This window comes from Rhizobium sp. AN73 (assembly GCF_030757975.1).
Lineage (GTDB): Bacteria > Pseudomonadota > Alphaproteobacteria > Rhizobiales > Rhizobiaceae > Agrobacterium > Agrobacterium arsenijevicii.
Window position 1 is genome coordinate 1,723,782 of record NZ_JARWME010000001.1, and the last position, 15,921, is coordinate 1,739,702.

A 15,921-nucleotide genomic window follows, 5' to 3' on the forward strand; every position below is an offset into this window, starting at 1 on the left:
TCCGTCATTCACCAAGCTTTCACAAGGTGAACTTATGAGCTTGCGCTTATCTGCCCACGAACCGATGATGGCGGTATTGGTAAATATGTATATTGTCCGGCCCGCCGGAAATTTTTAAGTTGGAAAGGTTTTTTGCTGTGAAGGAACAATCTCGAAAGATCACGCCTGTTCTTCTGGCCGGAGGGGCGGGGTCGCGGCTTTGGCCGGTATCGCGCGATCAGTTGCCCAAGCAGTTCCAGCCGCTGGTCGGCAATCTTTCGACCTATCAGCAGACACTCACGCGCGTGGCCGACAAGGGGCTTTATGCCGAGCCGCTGGTGATCACCAACGAGGATTTCCGCTTCTTCGCCCGCCGTCAGGCGGAAGAGATCGGCTTGCCGGCGACGGTGGTTCTCGAACCCGCCCGTCGCGACAGTGCTGCCGCCATGGCCGCTGCCGCCGTGCTGGCTGAGCGCCGGGAGCCGGGATGTCTGGTGCTGGCGCTCGCCGCCGACCATGTGGTGCTGGATGCCGACAAATTCTCGGAGGCTGTGAGGCTCGGCGCCAAGGCAGCCGATCAGGGCAATATCGTCGTTTTCGGTCTGGTGCCGACCGAGCCGCGTACCTCCTATGGTTATATCAAGCCGGGCGAGGCGATCGATGGCGAAGCAGACCTCAGCATCGTCGAGGCTTTCGTGGAAAAGCCGGATGTGAAGACGGCTATCTCCTATCTGGAAAAAGGTTATCTCTGGAACTCCGGCAACTTCCTCTTCCGTTCCGACGTGATGATCGACGAGCTGAAGGCATTCGCGCCGGAGATTCTTGCAGCGGTAACGCAATCGGTCGAACAGTATGAAAGCGACCTTGGTTTCGTGCGTCTGCATCAGGCAAGCTTCGAGGCCTCGCCGAAAAACTCCATCGACTATGCGGTGATCGAGAAAACGAAGCGCATGGCAGTGGTACACGGCCATTTCCGCTGGTCGGATATTGGCAGCTGGGATGCGATCTGGGAGATCGCCGACAAGCAAGGCAACGACAATGCACTCGAAGGCGATGGCGTCTTCGTCGATTCCGAGGGCTGCCTGATCCATTCGACGCAATTGCTGACGACGGTCGTTGGGGCGAAAGATCTCGTGGTGGTGGCGACCAAGGACGCGGTTCTGGTCGTGCCGAAAAACCGGGTGCAGGACGTAAAAGGACTGGTGGAAAAGCTGAAGGATGGCGAACACGCACCGCAGACACAGTCGCACAAGCGCGTCTATCGTCCGTGGGGTTATATCGAACACATGTATGTGGATGAGCGCTACCGCGTCGGCCACATCACGGTCGATCCCGGCCACCGCATTTCGTTCCAGAAACACTATCACCGCTCGGAACACTGGATCATCGTCAAGGGAACCGCGACGGTGACGATTGGTGACGAAACCCGGCTGCTGACGGAAAACCAGTCTGTCTATATCCCGATTGGCCAGCCGCACCGGCTTGCCAATGAGGGGCAGATTCCGCTCGAGCTGGTGGAAATCCAGACTGGTGCCTATATCGGCGAAGACGACGTCATCCGCATCGAGGATGATTACAAGAGACAATAGGATTGTCGCCCGTACTGACGCGGCATTTTATCCCGGCCGGTGAGGCCGGGATCATAAACCCGTAGTTTCTCTGCCGTTCCGCCGGGTCAGGAGACCAGCGCGTTCACGCAATGGGCGAAGGCATGGGAAAGCATTGCCGCCTCCAACCCGCGCCGCCAGAACAACCATCCGAACAACAGTCCGGGGATAAAATTGGCAAGCAGGATAACCACGATCAGCGATGGTTGCGGATGAACGGCGATGGCAAACAGAAAGGGCAGGTGGCCCACGGCAAACAGGGCTGCCGCCATCAGAATGGCGGTCCGGAGAATGGCCGGACGTACCCGACCCCTTCCTGTCATGCGCCAGAGTCCCCACGCGAAAAACACCATCAAACCCCATCGGGTCAGCAGTTCTTCGGTTATCCCGCCATAGAGAAGCCGGGCGGCGAGTGGAACCTCAAACGCGGCCATTCTCTCCATTGTCGCCGTATCGGCAACCGAAGGCAGGATCGCGGAGGAATAGGCGATCATCAACAGGCCGACGATGAGACCTGCCAGCAGGGCGGGCGGGGCCTGTCTGCGCAAGACTGGACCAACCACTGTTCCCTGCAACCAGGCATCGATCAGTGGAGTGCCGAGCCCAACCCTGCCGGCGAGCGCTTGACCTGCCGCCACCGCAACGATGGTCAGGACTGCCGGCTGGATGAGCATCAGAATACGGATCGCGAAGGAAAGGTCCTGTCCCGGTGCCAGCCGTTCAAACGGCGCAAGCAAAAGCGAGACGACTCCCGCCAGTCCGATCATCAAAAGAATGTGCCAACGTTTCACTATCGCCCACCTGTTCCTTGCCCGTCCCGGGATTTTGCAATCTGACTGCCGGAACCGGCATCAAAGTTCAAAGACATAGAGATGCTGCATTGCATGCGGATTACGCATGCGCCGTCCTCATTGCGCATTCGGCATTTTCCCATTCCCGTGCCTTCCTTTTCCAGGCGAAAACCGGTCGTTCGGCTCGTTTAATGACTATTCAAAAGGCTTTGAGGAGCCGCCGCGAGATTCGTATCTTAGGCGGTTGCCTAATCAAAAATCTTCGCATACGTTCCAACTGCAACGTTTCAGTGAGGGAGGAGACTCATGCGAATGCGCGTTATTTCTGCGGCCTTTTTGGCCAGTGTTATGATTCCGGCGGGTATCGCTGGGGCTACCGATCTTGAAGTTACCCATTGGTGGACATCGGGCGGCGAAGCCGCCGCCGTCGCCGAACTTGCCAAGGCTTTTGATGCCACCGGCAACAAATGGGTGGACGGTGCCATTGCCGGCTCGGGCGGCACGGCCCGCCCGATCATGATCAGCCGTATCACCGGCGGCGACCCGATGGGTGCCACCCAATTCAACCACGGCCGTCAGGCGGAAGAGCTGGTGCAGGCCGGCCTTATGCGCGACCTTTCCGACGTTGCCGAAAAGGGCAAGTGGAAAGAGGTCATCAAGCCGGCAAGTCTGCTCGACAGCTGCACCATCGACGGCAAGATCTATTGTGCACCCGTCAACATTCATTCCTGGCAATGGCTGTGGCTTTCCAACGAAGCTTTCAAGAAGGCGGGCGTTGAGGTTCCGAAGAACTGGACCGAGTTTGTCGCCGCAGCACCGGCGCTGAAAAAGGCCGGCATCCAGCCGCTCGCGCTCGGTGGCCAGGCATGGCAGGCGAACGGTCTGTTCGACACGCTGACGCTTTCGATCGGCGGCAAAGACCTTTATCAGAAGGTTTATGGTGACAAGGATGCCGAAGCGGCGGCCGGTCCCGAAATGGCGAAGATTTTTGCGGCCGCCGTCGAGGCCCGCGACATGGCCAGGGGCACCAATGTTCAGGACTGGAACCAGGCCACCAACATGGTCATAACAGGCAAGGCCGGCGGCCAGATCATGGGCGACTGGGCGCAGGGTGAATTCCAGCTTGCCAACCAGAAGGCCGGCACGGATTATACCTGCCTGCCGGGCCTCGGCCTCAACGACTATCTCACGACAGGCGGCGATGCTTTCTATTTCCCGGTTCTGAAGGATGAGGCGAAAACCAAGGCGCAAGACGTTCTGGCCGCAACCATCGTCGATCCGAAAACGCAGGTCGCTTTCAATCTGAAAAAGGGCTCGCTGCCCATCCGCGGCGACGTGGACCTCAATGCAGCCAACGACTGCATGAAGAAGGGTCTGGAAATTCTGGCCAAGGGCAATGCGCTGACCAGCACAGACCAGCTGATTTCCGCGGATTCGCAGAAGCAGAAGGAAGACCTGATGGCGGAATTTTTCGCCAGCACCTCGATGACCGCCGAAGACGCGCAGAAGCGCTTCGCGAGCATCATCAGCTCGGCTGACTGACGTTACCTCCTACGACGGGGGAGCGGTTCGCTGTTCCCCCGATCGGTCCGGTCCATCCAGCAACAGTCTGTTTGGCCGGGATGTTATGCGGCGGGTCTTTTTTGTGCTCGGCCGTCTATTGTAACGTTATAGGAGGAGGGTCATCCATGGCGGGTCAAGCGCGCTCCGGCCGCCCCAACCAACTTTTCCGCAATCTCAATTCGAAGATTGCATCCATTCCCATGATCCTGACCGCCGTCGTGATTTTTCTCGGTGGAACGGTCTGGACGGTGATTTATTCGTTTACCAATTCCAAGCTTCTGCCGCGTGCGACCTTCATCGGTTTCGACCAGTATGAGCGGTTGTGGGCCGCGCCGCGCTGGATCATTTCCATCCAGAATCTGGCGATCTACGGCATTCTGTCGCTGATCTTCAGCCTTGTCATCGGCTTCGTGCTGGCGGCGCTGATGGATCAGAAGATCCGTTTCGAAAACACTTTCCGCACGATCTTCCTTTATCCCTTTGCTTTGTCGTTCATCGTCACCGGCCTTGTCTGGCAATGGTTGTTGAACCCCGAATTCGGCATTCAGTCCGTGGTCCGTTCGCTTGGGTGGGAAAGCTTCACCTTCGATCCGCTCTATAATCCGCAGATCGTCATCTACGGCATCCTGATTGCGGCGCTCTGGCAGGGCACGGGGCTCGTCATGTGCCTGATGCTGGCCGGTCTTCGCGGTATCGACGAGGATATCTGGAAGGCGACGCGCGTTGACGGCATCCCGATGTGGAAGACCTATATTCTCATCATCATTCCCATGATGCGGCCGGTTTTCATCACCACGCTCGTCATCATCGCCAGCGGCATCGTCAAGGTCTACGATCTGGTCGTGGCGCAGACCAGTGGCGGACCGGGCATCGCGTCCGAAGTGCCGGCGAAATATGTCTATGACTACATGTTCCAGGCGCAGAATCTGGGGCAGGGCTTCGCCGCCTCGACCATGATGCTTCTGACCGTCGCCATCATCGTCATCCCATGGGCCTACCTCGAATTTGGAGGCAAGAAGCGTGGCTAATATCAGTACATTGAATACGGGCGCCGCCGCAACCGATACGGTCGCCAGGGAGCTTTCCGGCCCGCGCGGCAAGAAGCCGAGAAAAACATTTTCCCGCCGCAACATCATTCTTTACGGCACGCTGTTCGTTGCCGCCGCCTATTATCTGCTGCCGCTTTACGTGATGGTCGTCACCTCACTGAAGGGCATGCCGGAAATCCGGCTCGGCAACATCTTCGCGCCGCCGGTGGAGATTACATTCGAACCATGGGTGAAGGCCTGGGCAAATGCCTGCACCGGGCTGAATTGCGATGGGCTTTCGCGTGGCTTCTGGAACTCGGTACGCATCCTCGTGCCTTCGGTCGTCATCTCGATCATCGTCGCTTCCGTCAGCGGTTACGCCATCGCGAACTGGAAGTTCAAAGGGTCGGAACTGTTCTTCTCGATCCTCATCATCGGTGCTTTCATCCCCTATCAGGTGATGATCTATCCGATCGTCATCGTGCTGCGCGAAATGGGCGTTTATGGCACGCTGACCGGCCTCGTTATCGTGCACACCATCTTCGGCATGCCGATCCTGACGCTGCTCTTCCGCAACTATTTCGCTTCGTTGCCGGAAGAACTGTTCAAGGCGGCGCGCATTGATGGCGCCAATTTCTGGCAGATTTATCTCCGCATCATGCTGCCCATGTCACTGCCGATCTTCGTCGTGGCGATGATCCTGCAGGTGACCGGCATCTGGAACGACTTCCTGTTCGGCGTGGTGTTCACGCGGCCGGAATATTACCCGATGACCGTGCAGCTCAATAATATCGTCAACTCCGTGCAGGGCGTGAAGGAATACAACGTCAACATGGCCGCAACCCTGCTCACCGGGGCTGTGCCGCTGATCGTCTATTTCGTCTCCGGCAGGCTTTTCGTCCGCGGCATCGCTGCAGGCGCAGTAAAAGGTTGAGTTATATGAACAAAAGCGTTTCCATTCGCGATCTTTCCCTGTCCTTCGGTGCCGTTACCGTGCTGAAAGACCTCAATCTCGATATTTACGACGGCGAATTCCTCGTGTTGCTCGGCTCTTCCGGTTGCGGCAAGTCGACGCTTCTCAATTGTATCGCCGGGCTTCTGGAGCCTACCGACGGGCAAATCTTCATCAAGGACCGCAACGTCACCTGGGAAGAACCCAAGGATCGCGGCATCGGCATGGTGTTCCAGTCCTATGCGCTTTATCCGCAGATGACGGTGGAGAAGAACCTGTCCTTCGGCCTTCAGGTCGCCAAGGTGCCGAGGGAGGAAATCGACCGGCGCGTTAAAAGGGCGGCCGGCATATTGCAGATCGAACCTCTCCTGAAGCGTAAGCCCGCCGAGCTTTCCGGCGGCCAGCGCCAGCGTGTGGCGATTGGCCGGGCGCTGGTGCGCGATGTGGATGTGTTCCTGTTCGACGAACCGCTTTCCAACCTCGACGCCAAGCTGCGCTCGGAGCTGCGTGTCGAGATCAAGCGGCTGCACCAGTCGCTGAAAAACACCATGATTTATGTGACGCACGACCAGATCGAGGCGCTGACGCTGGCGGACCGTATCGCCATCATGAAAAGCGGTGTCATCCAGCAGCTGGCCGATCCCGTAACCATCTACAACAAACCGAGGAACCTCTTCGTCGCCGGCTTCATCGGCTCACCGTCGATGAACTTTCTGCGCGGCGAGTTGATCGAGAAGGATGGCAAGGTTGTGTTCACCACCAATGGCGTCAACTTCTCGCTGAATGGCTATCAACCGGAAGCGCCGCTTGTTGCCGGCCGCGCCGTGGTTCTGGGCGTTCGCCCCGAACATGTACGCGTCGATGCCGACATTGTCAGTGGTGAGGTGCATGAGGCGATCGTGGATATCGAGGAGCCGATGGGCGCCGACAATCTGATCTGGCTGAAACATGCCGGCCATACCATGTCCGTGCGCGTTGGCGGCCACAGACGGTTTTCGCCAGGCACCAGGGTTCGCCTCGGCCTCGACCTGACCATGGCCTCGCTGTTCGACGCGCAGAGCGAAGAGCGGCTTTAGAAAGGCCCCGATTTTACCCCCACACAATCCCAAGCCCCAAATCTCTATGGAGGAGATAATGACAGAACTCGGTTTCCAGCTTTACAGCGCCCGCAATTTCCAGCCGTTTTCCAATATTCTGAAGAAGCTTTCGGCGGCGGGTTACAAACATGTCGAAGGTTACGGCGCCATGTACGCCTCGCTTGATGATGCCGGGCTGAAGAGCCTGCGCGCTGAACTCGACGCTAACGGCCTTGCCATGCCGACCGGCCATTTTGGTCTCGACCTTCTTGAGGGCGATCCGAAAAAGGCCCTGAACATCGCCAAGGTTCTGGGCGTGGAGGCGATCTATTGCCCTTACCTGATGCCTGACCAGCGCCCGGCGGATGCAGCCGGATGGTTTGCCTTCGGCAAGCGCCTGCAGGAAGCGAGCAAGCCCTTCGTCGATGCCGGGCTGACCTTCGGCTGGCACAATCACGATTTCGAGTTCAAGGTGCTGCCCGACGGCTCTACGCCGCAGGAGCAAATCTTTGCCGGTGGACCGGACCTGAAATGGGAAGCCGATATTGCCTGGATCATCCGCGGCAATGCTGATCCGCTCGCCTGGATCGAAAGCTACGGCAAGCGCATTACTGCGGTACACGTCAAGGACATCGCACCGGCAGGTGAAAACACCGATGAGGATGGCTGGGCTGATGTCGGTCATGGTACTGTGGACTGGAAGGGTCTCGTTGCGGCGCTGAAGGCGAAATCCGCCACGAAACATTTCGTGGTCGAGCACGATAACCCCAAGGACATCGACCGGCTGATCACCCGTTCGATCGCAGCCTTCAAAACCTATTGAGTTTCAATTTCCGGAGTTTTCATCATGCAAAGGGAACTTGGCGTCGGCATCATCGGATGCGGCAACATCTCGTCTGCTTACTTTTCGCTGGCGCCGCTCTTCAAGGGCATCAAGGTGCTGGCCTGCGCCGATCTCAACCGTAATGCCGCGGAACTGAGGGCCGAAGAATTTGGCGTTGTCGCGCAGTCCATCGAGGAGCTGCTTGCCAACAAGGACATTGACGTGGTGGTGAACCTCACCATTCCCGCCGCGCATTTTCCGGTGTCGAAGGCGGCACTTGAGGCGGGCAAACACGTCTATTCGGAAAAACCGCTGGTGCTTTCGCTGGAAGAGGGGGAGGAACTGCGGCGTATCGCCCGGGAGAAGAACCTCTCCGTTGGTTGCGCGCCGGATACTTTCCTTGGCGGCGCTCACCAGCTCGCCCGGCAATATATCGACGAGGGCAAGGTCGGGCGCATCACCTCCGGCACCTGCCATGTGATGAGCCCCGGCATGGAGATGTGGCACCCGAACCCGGGCTTCTTCTTCCTGAAGGGCGGTGGGCCGATCCTCGATCTCGGTCCCTATTACGTCGCCAATCTCATCAACCTCATCGGCCCGGTCAAGCGTGTTGGCGCCCTGACGTCAATGGCCAACCCCACCCGCACGGTAACCAGCCAGCCGCTGAACGGTGAAATCATTCCGGTTGAAACGCCGACCAATATCCATGCGCTGCTGGAATTCGTGAACGGTGCGACGATCACGCTTTCGGCCAGCTGGGACGTGTGGTCGCATCGCCACGCCAATATGGAGCTTTACGGCACGGAAGGCTCCATCTACGTGCCGGACCCCAACTTCTTCGGCGGCGTGGTGGAAGCGAGCGGGCGCGACAAGAATATCCAGCCGCTTGAAGACTGGGCGCATCCCTTCGGCATCGCCAATCAGGAAAGCCCGAACGGCCCTCGCGCCAATTATCGCACCGCAGGCCTTGCCGATATGGCGATTGCTATTCTGGAAGGCCGTGATGCCCGCTGCTCGCTGGATCGCTCCCTGCACGGTATCGACGTGATGACCTCCATCCTCAAATCCGGGGAAGAAGGCCGCTTCATCGAGATGACCACGACCTGCACCCAGCCGGCAGCGCTCGGCATCGAGGAAGCGCAGGCGCTGCTGCGTTGATGTGACGACCGATCGAACAGGCGGCGGAGGCGACTCCGCCGCTTTTTTTGTTTTCAGCGGCAACGGCAGCAACCGGTGCGCTAATGCTGTCATCTTAAAGCTCTTCACAATCCCTTCGCTTTGGTTTAAAGCCGCGCCGTATCCGGTCGCAGCCCACCCGGTCAAAACAAGGGATCCTAAATTATGAAAACCATCGTCATCTGCTCCGGCGGATTGGACTCCGTTTCGCTTGCGCATAAAATCGCAGCGGAACATGAACTTCTCGCTCTCGTCTCCTTCGATTATGGCCAGCGCCACAAGAAGGAACTGGATTTCGCCGCCGATTGCGCAAGGCGTCTCGGCGTGCCGCATCATGTCATTGATATCCGCACCATCGGCGCGCATCTCACCGGCTCGGCGCTGACAGACGACATTGCGGTGCCGGACGGGCATTATGCGGAAGAGACCATGCGCTCCACCGTGGTGCCGAACCGCAACGCCATCATGCTCACCATCGCCTTCGGTCTTGCCGCCGCGCAGCAGGCGGATGCCGTGGCGATCGCCGTGCATGGCGGCGACCATTTCATCTATCCCGATTGCCGGCCGGGCTTCATCGACAGTTTCAACGCCATGCAGGCGCATGCGCTGGAAGGTTATGCTGATGTCAAGCTTTTCGCGCCCTATGTCACGGTCTCCAAGGCGGCGATCGTTACCGACGGCGTGAAATACGGCACCCCGTTTGGGGAAACATGGTCCTGTTACAAGGGCGGCTTGCGCCATTGCGGCCGCTGCGGCACCTGTGTTGAACGGCGCGAGGCCTTTCATCTGGCTGGTGTCACCGATCCGACCGACTATGAGGACCCCGATTTCTGGGTGGCGGCCACCAATGCCTATGCGGCGCAGGAGGTGCGCTGATGTTCCGCATCACCAAGGAGTTTCATTTCTCCGCCTCGCACCAGCTGAAACGCCTGCCCGCCGACCACCAGTGCGCCCGTCTGCACGGGCACAATTACATCGTCGAGGTCGAACTATCGGGTGAAGAACTCAACGAGCATGGTTTCGTGCGCGACTATCACGAGCTGGCGCCGCTGAAGCGCTATATCGACGATCATTTCGACCATCGCCACCTGAACGACGTTCTCGGCCATGACTGCGTGACGGCGGAATGTCTGGCGAAGCACTTTTACGACTGGTGCAAGCTCAGCCTGCCTGAAACCAGCGCCGTGCGGGTGAGCGAAACCGCCAAGACCTGGGCGGAATATCGGCCATGACGGCGGCTGCACGAAAGGTTGCAGCGAAGGAGACGGCGATCCGCATCAGCGAAATCTTTGGCCCGACCATTCAGGGCGAGGGGCCGCTGATTGGCCTGCCGACCGTATTCGTGCGCACCGGCGGCTGCGATTACCGCTGTTCCTGGTGCGATACGCTGCATGCCGTCGACAGCGAGTACCGCGATACGTGGAAACCGATGCCTGTCGAGACGATCTGGCAGGAGGTGCGGCAGCTTTCCGGCGGCGTGCCTTTGACGGTGTCGCTCTCCGGCGGCAACCCCGCCATCCAGCCGCTCGGGGCCTTGATCGCGAAGGGGCAGGGCGAGGGGTATCGTTTCGCACTGGAAACGCAGGGCAGCATCGCGAAGGACTGGTTCGCCGATCTCGATCATCTGGTGCTGAGCCCGAAACCGCCATCGAGCGGCATGGAAACGGACTGGCAGGCTTTCGAGAACTGTCTTGCCGCCGCCGGCGATGGACCGCAGGTGGCGCTGAAAATCGTGGTTTTCGATGATGCGGATTATGCCTATGCCAAGGCGGCATCCGCGCGCTTTCCGCATCTGCCGGTTTACCTCCAGCCCGGCAACCACACCCCGCCGCCGCCCGATGATGACGACGCGCGCGTGGACGTCGATGGGATCATGGACCGCATGTTGTGGCTGGTGGACAAGGTGAGCGTAGACCGCTGGTTTTCCGCCCACGTGCTGCCGCAGCTGCATGTGCTGTTGTGGGGGAATAAGCGGGGCGTTTGAAGGGGCACGTATTGGCACGCACCTTCCCCATCATCCTCGCCCTTGAGGCGAGGATCCACGCGCCGTTGAAGGACATGCATCCTCGGGTCAAGCCCGAGGATGCCGTCGATTGGGAGGAGCGATGTGGAGGAACATCACTCCTCCCAAGCAGCGGCTTGCGCCGCCGCTCTTCTGCAAATCAGGCCGAAACGGCCAGCTCGCGTCTTTCACGGTCGGCGATGATCGAGAGATCAAGCACCTTCTGCAGATTGGCGGCATGGCGGAAGTCGGGGTCGGCAACGCCGCCTTCCATCACCGCCTTGGCGAATTTTTCGTAATTCGTCGCCACCGGCTCCACATCGATCGTCTTCCAGATTGCCTTTTCCACATCCTCACCAATGCAGGCCCGCAGGCTGGAATAGTCAGGCGTGTGGATCACTTCCAATGCACCCTTGTCGCCATGGATGCGTAGTCGAAGTTCATTCAGATGCCCCGTCGCCCAGCGGCTGGCATGGATGACGCCCATGGCGCCGTTTTCCAGTTCGGCGGTCATGGTGAAGCTGTCATTGGCGTCGAGATCGTAGACGCCGATCCTGTTGCCTTCATATTTGTCGAAGGTCTTAAGCCGCGTGAAGATGCGCTCCACATCGCTGCCCGCGCCATAGGAGGCGAAGTCGAGAATGTGGATGCCGACATCGCCGAGAACACCATTCGAGCCGTGCTTGGTGGAAAGCCGCCACAGCCACTTGCTCTCCGTCATCCAGTCGCCCCAGGCCTTGGAAACGAGCCAGCTCTGGAGATAGGAAGCTTCGAGATGGCGCACCTTGCCGATCTTGCCCGCCAGCACCATTTCGCGTGCCGCCTGCAAGGGGGCGACATTGCGATAGGTGAGGTTGACCATGGCGACGAGGCCGGCCTTTTCGGCCGCATCGGCCATTTCTGCGGCTTTGGCGTAGTTTTCCGCTAGCGGCTTTTCGCAGAAGACGTGCTTTCCCGCCGCCAGCAGTTTAAGGCTGGTCGGGTGGTGAATGGCGTCAGGCGTGACGTTTGCCGCCGCGTCGAATTCACCCCAGGCAATCGCGTCATCCAGTGAGGTGAAGGAGAGCGGGATATTGTGGCGAAGCGCAAAGCCCCGCACCACCACATCGTCCACATCCACCGCCGCCACCAGTTCGACGCCGGGGATTTGCGCGAAATATGTGGCATGGTTGTTGGCCATGCCGCCGGTTCCGAGAATGAGAAGTCTCATGGCTTTTTACCTGTAACCTGCTTCGCCTGCCTTGTGCAGCTTGGGGCCGCGTTCTTCGATCGGCTCCAGCGCCTTGTCGACGGGAACATTGGGGGCCGCGTGGATGCTCGTCAGTGCGCCGGCCGGATTATAGGCCCACTTCACCGAATTGCTGATGACCTTTTGCACATTGGCGTCGTGATAGGTCGGGTAGGTTTCGTGGCCGGGGCGGAAATAGAAGATATTGCCCGCGCCGCGGCGCCAGGTGAGGCCGGAACGGAAGACTTCGCCGCCCTGGAACCAGGAGATGAAGACGGTTTCCAGAGGCTCCGGCACGGAGAACTGCTCGCCATACATCTCCTCATTTTCCAGCTCGAAATGCTCGGGAAGACCGGCTGCGATCGGGTGGCGCGGATTGATCGTCCACAGACGCTCGCGTTCGCCGGCCTCGCGCCATTTCAGCGCGCAGGGCGTGCCCATCAGCCGCTTGAACGGCTTGGAGAAATGGCCGGAATGCAGGACGATGAGGCCCATGCCTTCCCAGACGCGCTTGGCGACGCGCTCGACGATCTCATCCTGAACCGCGCCGTGGTCCTTGTGGCCCCACCAGACGAGAACGTCGGTCTTGTCCAGACGCTCCTGCGAAAGTCCGTGTTCCGGCTCCTGCAGCGTGGCGGTGGTGGCGTTGATCTCCGGGTTCTGGTTCAGCGCGTCGGCAATGGTGTTGTGCATGCCGTTTGGATAGATCGAACGCACCGTCTCATTGATGTGTTCGTGGATATTTTCGCCCCATACAACCGTGTTGATGGTCATTTTCATGCTCCTCGGTGAAAGCCGGGACCTTGGGTGATCCCGGCGAAAGTTGAATATTCAGGCTGCACCCCGGGCGGGGTTGCGGGCTAATGCCCCGCCTTGCGCGTCGAAACGATGGATCTGCGCCGCATCCGGTACAATGGTGATGCGTTCGCCCGCCTTGCGATCAGTCACACCCTCCTCGCGAACGACGATGGGCTCGTCGGCACCGATCTCGACATAGATGTAGCTGTCCGATCCGAGCATTTCCGAATGGACGATCTCGCCGTTCCAGCCGTTTTCGCCTGTGGTGATGGTGATATGTTCGGGACGGATGCCAATAGTCGCGGCACCTTCCGCCTCGGCATATTTGCCGGTGAGGATGTTCATCTTCGGCGAGCCGATGAAGCCGGCAACGAAGGTGTTGACTGGGCTTTCGTAAAGCTCGAGCGGCGTACCGATCTGTTCGACACGGCCATCGCGCAAAACGCAGATGCGGTCGGCCAACGTCATTGCCTCCACCTGGTCGTGGGTGACGTAGATCATAGTCGTGTCATGCATCGAGCGATGCAGCTTGGCGATTTCCAGGCGGGTGGCGACACGCAGCGCCGCATCGAGGTTGGACAGGGGTTCATCGAACAGGAACACCTTCGGATCGCGCACGATGGCGCGGCCGATGGCGACACGCTGGCGCTGGCCACCGGAAAGCTGCTTCGGCAGGCGTTCCAGATAGGGCGTGAGCTGCAGCATCTCGGCAGCCGCTTCCACGCGCTTGCGGCGCTGCTCCTTGTCCGCGCCTGACAGCTTCATGCCGAAGGCCATGTTCTCGAACACGGTCATATGCGGGTAAAGCGCATAGGACTGGAAGACCATGGCGACACCGCGTTTCGCTGGTGGCAGGCGGTTGACCGCCTCACCGCCGAAGGAAAGCGTGCCGCCGGTGATTTCCTCCAGCCCGCAGATGAGGCGTAGAAGCGTGGACTTGCCGCAGCCGGAAGGACCGACGAAGACCATGAATTCGCCGGAGCGGATGTCCATGTCTATGCCCTTGATGACATCGAAGGCGCCGAAGGATTTGCGAAGATTGCGCAATTGAATGGTGGTCATGAGATTTCTCCTAGCCTTTGACGCCGCCGGCGGTGAGGCCGGAGATGATGCGTCGCTGGAAGATCAGAACGAGGACGACGAGGGGTGCTGTGACGATGACGGACGCGGCCATGATCGTTCCCCAGGGGATTTCGAACTGCGAACCGCCCGATAGGAGCGCGATGGCGACCGGCACCGTGCGTTGTTCGTTCGATGAGGTGAAGGTGAGCGCGAAAAGGAACTCGTTCCATGCCGCGATGAAGGCGAGAAGCCCTGTCGTGACGAGCGCCGGCCACATCAGTGGCATGAAGACCTGGGTGATGATGACCCACGGCGTCGCGCCATCGACGATCGCTGCCTCCTCGATCTCGATCGGCAGATCGCGCATGAAGGTTGTCAGCACCCAAACTGTGAAGGGCAGGGTGAAGATCATGTAGGAAAAGATCAGCGCGAGCGGTGTGTTGAAGATGCCCGCCCAGCGGATCAGTTCGAACAGGCCGGCGAGAACGGCGATCTGCGGGAACATCGAAACCGACAGGATGGTGAGCAACAGCAGCGAGCGGCCCCGGAAGCGGACGCGAGCCAAGGCATATGACGCTGTTACCGCAAGGAACAGCGACAGTACGACGACTGAAGATGCAACGAACAGCGAATTGCCGAGATTTCGCAGGAACGTGCCGTTGCCGATGACGAAGTTATAATTGGTCAGCGAGAATTCTCGCGGCCAATAGTTGACTTGGAACAGCGCCGATCCGGATTTCAGGCTGGTCAGGATCGCATAATAAAACGGGAATACCGAAATCACCATGATGACGGCGACCAGCGCATAAAAGGCGGTGGTTTTCAGGATGCTTGGCAAGGTCATCGCGCGGCTCCATCGGTGTTGACGCGCCCGAGCCACATATAAACGACTGTTATCGAGGCGATGATGAGGAACAGCATGGTGGAGGCGGCGGCGCCATAGGAAAACTTGTCAAAATCGAACAGGTTCTCGCGCGCCAAGACCGACATGGTGCGTGTCTGAGCGTTGTTGGGCGTCAGGATGTAGATGAGGTCGAAGACGCGCATCGCATCCAGCATGCGGAAGATGACCGCGACCATGAGCGCAGGGCGGATCATCGGCAAAGTGACGCGGAAGAACACCTTGACCGGGTGGATGCCATCTACCTTTGCCGCCTCATACATGTCCTTCGGCACCATTTGCAGGCCGGCGAGAATGAGCAGCGCCATGAACGGCGTCGTCTTCCAGATATCGACGATCAGCACGGCGACCATCGCGGTGTCCGGATTGGCCGTCCAGGCGATCTTGTGGGAGATCAGGCCGAGACTGAGGAAGAGGTCGTTCAATATGCCGAACTGGTCGTTCAACATCCACGCCCACATCTGGGCCGAGACGATGGTGGGAATGGCCCATGGCACGAGGATGGCGGCGCGCACGAGGCCACGTCCCTTGAATTCGGCGTTCAGCACCAGCGCGACGATGAGGCCGAGCACGGTTTCGAAGCTGACCGAGAGGATGGTGAATTTCAGCGTGTTGAGAACCGCACCCCACCAGGCGGGATCGGCCAAAAGGCCACGATAGATAGTGCGGCCGCTGCTGAGTGTGATCCAGGTGAGGTAGTTCTTGAGGCCGACGAACTGCGCACCCTCGAGATTGGTGAGCGAGGCGTCGGTGAGGCTGAACCAGACGGTGCGCACCAGTGGCCAGCCGGCCACCAACGCCAGCACCAGAAATGTGGGGGCAAGAAACAGCCAGGCGGATTTCAGCCGTTCCGATTGAAGATCGGAACCGGTGCCGGATGCCGCGACCGGTCTTTGAAGGGTGTTGTCATTCATGGGGACATCTCGCGGTTGGGG

Annotated in this window: 16 protein-coding genes; 10 read left to right on the plus strand and 6 right to left on the minus strand. The window is 59.3% G+C overall.

The features are described from left to right. The first annotated feature begins 137 nt into the window (after positions 1 to 137). Positions 138 to 1,568: a mannose-1-phosphate guanylyltransferase/mannose-6-phosphate isomerase gene (locus tag RBH10_RS07730; RefSeq protein WP_045019151.1), complete on the plus strand. Its 1,431-nt coding sequence runs from the start codon at positions 138 to 140 to the stop codon at positions 1,566 to 1,568. A gap of 86 nt (positions 1,569 to 1,654) precedes the next feature. Here the strand turns inward: RBH10_RS07730 and RBH10_RS07735 are convergent, their stop codons facing one another. Continuing rightward, complete coding sequence (locus tag RBH10_RS07735; RefSeq protein ID WP_281037550.1) at positions 1,655 to 2,377, minus strand: CPBP family intramembrane glutamic endopeptidase; 723 nt, start codon at positions 2,375 to 2,377, stop codon at positions 1,655 to 1,657. Positions 2,378 to 2,683: 306 nt separating this feature from the next. On the opposite strand from RBH10_RS07735, the gene RBH10_RS07740 reads away from it, so the two are divergent. The 9 genes from RBH10_RS07740 (at position 2,684) to queE (ending at position 10,979) form a co-directional block, all read left to right on the plus strand. Then, positions 2,684 to 3,919, plus strand: a complete 1,236-nt coding sequence (locus RBH10_RS07740; RefSeq protein ID WP_281037549.1) for an ABC transporter substrate-binding protein — start codon at positions 2,684 to 2,686, stop codon at positions 3,917 to 3,919. Between the two features lie 146 nt (positions 3,920 to 4,065). Next, positions 4,066 to 4,968, plus strand: coding sequence for a carbohydrate ABC transporter permease (locus RBH10_RS07745; protein ID WP_045018561.1), 903 nt, complete (start codon positions 4,066 to 4,068; stop codon positions 4,966 to 4,968). After that, complete coding sequence (locus tag RBH10_RS07750; protein WP_045018559.1) at positions 4,961 to 5,902, plus strand: carbohydrate ABC transporter permease; 942 nt, start codon at positions 4,961 to 4,963, stop codon at positions 5,900 to 5,902. Before RBH10_RS07745 ends, RBH10_RS07750 begins: the two co-directional genes overlap by 8 nt. A gap of 5 nt (positions 5,903 to 5,907) precedes the next feature. Continuing rightward, a complete protein-coding gene (locus RBH10_RS07755; protein WP_281037548.1) occupies positions 5,908 to 6,996 on the plus strand; it encodes an ABC transporter ATP-binding protein in 1,089 nt (362 codons plus the stop codon). 58 nt (positions 6,997 to 7,054) lie between these two features. Beyond that, positions 7,055 to 7,819 carry a sugar phosphate isomerase/epimerase gene (locus RBH10_RS07760; protein WP_281037547.1) on the plus strand — a complete coding sequence of 255 codons (765 nt, stop codon included), beginning with the start codon at positions 7,055 to 7,057 and terminating at the stop codon, positions 7,817 to 7,819. Between the two features lie 24 nt (positions 7,820 to 7,843). Beyond that, positions 7,844 to 8,977: a Gfo/Idh/MocA family protein gene (locus RBH10_RS07765; RefSeq protein ID WP_045018553.1), complete on the plus strand. Its 1,134-nt coding sequence runs from the start codon at positions 7,844 to 7,846 to the stop codon at positions 8,975 to 8,977. Positions 8,978 to 9,160: 183 nt separating this feature from the next. Next, positions 9,161 to 9,871 carry a 7-cyano-7-deazaguanine synthase QueC gene (queC, locus tag RBH10_RS07770; RefSeq protein ID WP_281037546.1) on the plus strand — a complete coding sequence of 237 codons (711 nt, stop codon included), beginning with the start codon at positions 9,161 to 9,163 and terminating at the stop codon, positions 9,869 to 9,871. Then, positions 9,871 to 10,227, plus strand: a complete 357-nt coding sequence (queD, locus tag RBH10_RS07775) for a 6-carboxytetrahydropterin synthase QueD (RefSeq protein WP_281037545.1) — start codon at positions 9,871 to 9,873, stop codon at positions 10,225 to 10,227. Before queC ends, queD begins: the two co-directional genes overlap by 1 nt. Continuing rightward, complete coding sequence (gene queE, locus RBH10_RS07780; RefSeq protein WP_281037544.1) at positions 10,224 to 10,979, plus strand: 7-carboxy-7-deazaguanine synthase QueE; 756 nt, start codon at positions 10,224 to 10,226, stop codon at positions 10,977 to 10,979. Before queD ends, queE begins: the two co-directional genes overlap by 4 nt. 178 nt (positions 10,980 to 11,157) lie before the next feature. Here queE and RBH10_RS07785 read toward each other — a convergent pair whose 3' ends face one another. From RBH10_RS07785 to RBH10_RS07805, 5 genes are read right to left on the minus strand one after another with little or no spacing between them, the layout of a single operon-like run. Then, on the minus strand, positions 11,158 to 12,207 hold the full coding sequence (locus RBH10_RS07785; protein WP_281037543.1) for a Gfo/Idh/MocA family protein: 1,050 nt from the start codon (positions 12,205 to 12,207) through the stop codon (positions 11,158 to 11,160). Between the two features lie 6 nt (positions 12,208 to 12,213). Continuing rightward, positions 12,214 to 12,999: a ThuA domain-containing protein gene (locus tag RBH10_RS07790; protein WP_026363971.1), complete on the minus strand. Its 786-nt coding sequence runs from the start codon at positions 12,997 to 12,999 to the stop codon at positions 12,214 to 12,216. Positions 13,000 to 13,056: 57 nt separating this feature from the next. Beyond that, a complete protein-coding gene (locus RBH10_RS07795; protein WP_281037542.1) occupies positions 13,057 to 14,085 on the minus strand; it encodes an ABC transporter ATP-binding protein in 1,029 nt (342 codons plus the stop codon). Positions 14,086 to 14,095: 10 nt separating this feature from the next. Then, positions 14,096 to 14,929: a carbohydrate ABC transporter permease gene (locus tag RBH10_RS07800; RefSeq protein WP_003510927.1), complete on the minus strand. Its 834-nt coding sequence runs from the start codon at positions 14,927 to 14,929 to the stop codon at positions 14,096 to 14,098. Then, positions 14,926 to 15,900 (minus strand): carbohydrate ABC transporter permease, encoded by a 975-nt coding sequence (locus tag RBH10_RS07805; RefSeq protein WP_281037541.1) that lies wholly within the window; start codon positions 15,898 to 15,900, stop codon positions 14,926 to 14,928. Before RBH10_RS07805 ends, RBH10_RS07800 begins: the two co-directional genes overlap by 4 nt. Positions 15,901 to 15,921 lie beyond the last annotated feature (21 nt).

Bases quoted from the DNA above. Each gene is read 5' to 3' on its own strand.
- RBH10_RS07740 (WP_281037549.1), top strand. From the start codon at position 2,684: ATGCGAATGCGCGTTATTTCTGCGGCCTTTTTGGCCAGTGTTATGATT.
- RBH10_RS07745 (WP_045018561.1), top strand. From the start codon at position 4,066: ATGGCGGGTCAAGCGCGCTCCGGCCGCCCCAACCAACTTTTCCGCAAT.
- RBH10_RS07755 (WP_281037548.1), top strand. From the start codon at position 5,908: ATGAACAAAAGCGTTTCCATTCGCGATCTTTCCCTGTCCTTCGGTGCC.
- RBH10_RS07760 (WP_281037547.1), top strand. From the start codon at position 7,055: ATGACAGAACTCGGTTTCCAGCTTTACAGCGCCCGCAATTTCCAGCCG.
- RBH10_RS07765 (WP_045018553.1), top strand. From the start codon at position 7,844: ATGCAAAGGGAACTTGGCGTCGGCATCATCGGATGCGGCAACATCTCG.
- queC (WP_281037546.1), top strand. From the start codon at position 9,161: ATGAAAACCATCGTCATCTGCTCCGGCGGATTGGACTCCGTTTCGCTT.
- queD (WP_281037545.1), top strand. From the start codon at position 9,871: ATGTTCCGCATCACCAAGGAGTTTCATTTCTCCGCCTCGCACCAGCTG.
- queE (WP_281037544.1), top strand. From the start codon at position 10,224: ATGACGGCGGCTGCACGAAAGGTTGCAGCGAAGGAGACGGCGATCCGC.
- RBH10_RS07785 (WP_281037543.1), bottom strand. From the start codon at position 12,207: ATGAGACTTCTCATTCTCGGAACCGGCGGCATGGCCAACAACCATGCC.
- RBH10_RS07790 (WP_026363971.1), bottom strand. From the start codon at position 12,999: ATGACCATCAACACGGTTGTATGGGGCGAAAATATCCACGAACACATC.
- RBH10_RS07795 (WP_281037542.1), bottom strand. From the start codon at position 14,085: ATGACCACCATTCAATTGCGCAATCTTCGCAAATCCTTCGGCGCCTTC.
- RBH10_RS07800 (WP_003510927.1), bottom strand. From the start codon at position 14,929: ATGACCTTGCCAAGCATCCTGAAAACCACCGCCTTTTATGCGCTGGTC.
- RBH10_RS07805 (WP_281037541.1), bottom strand. From the start codon at position 15,900: ATGAATGACAACACCCTTCAAAGACCGGTCGCGGCATCCGGCACCGGT.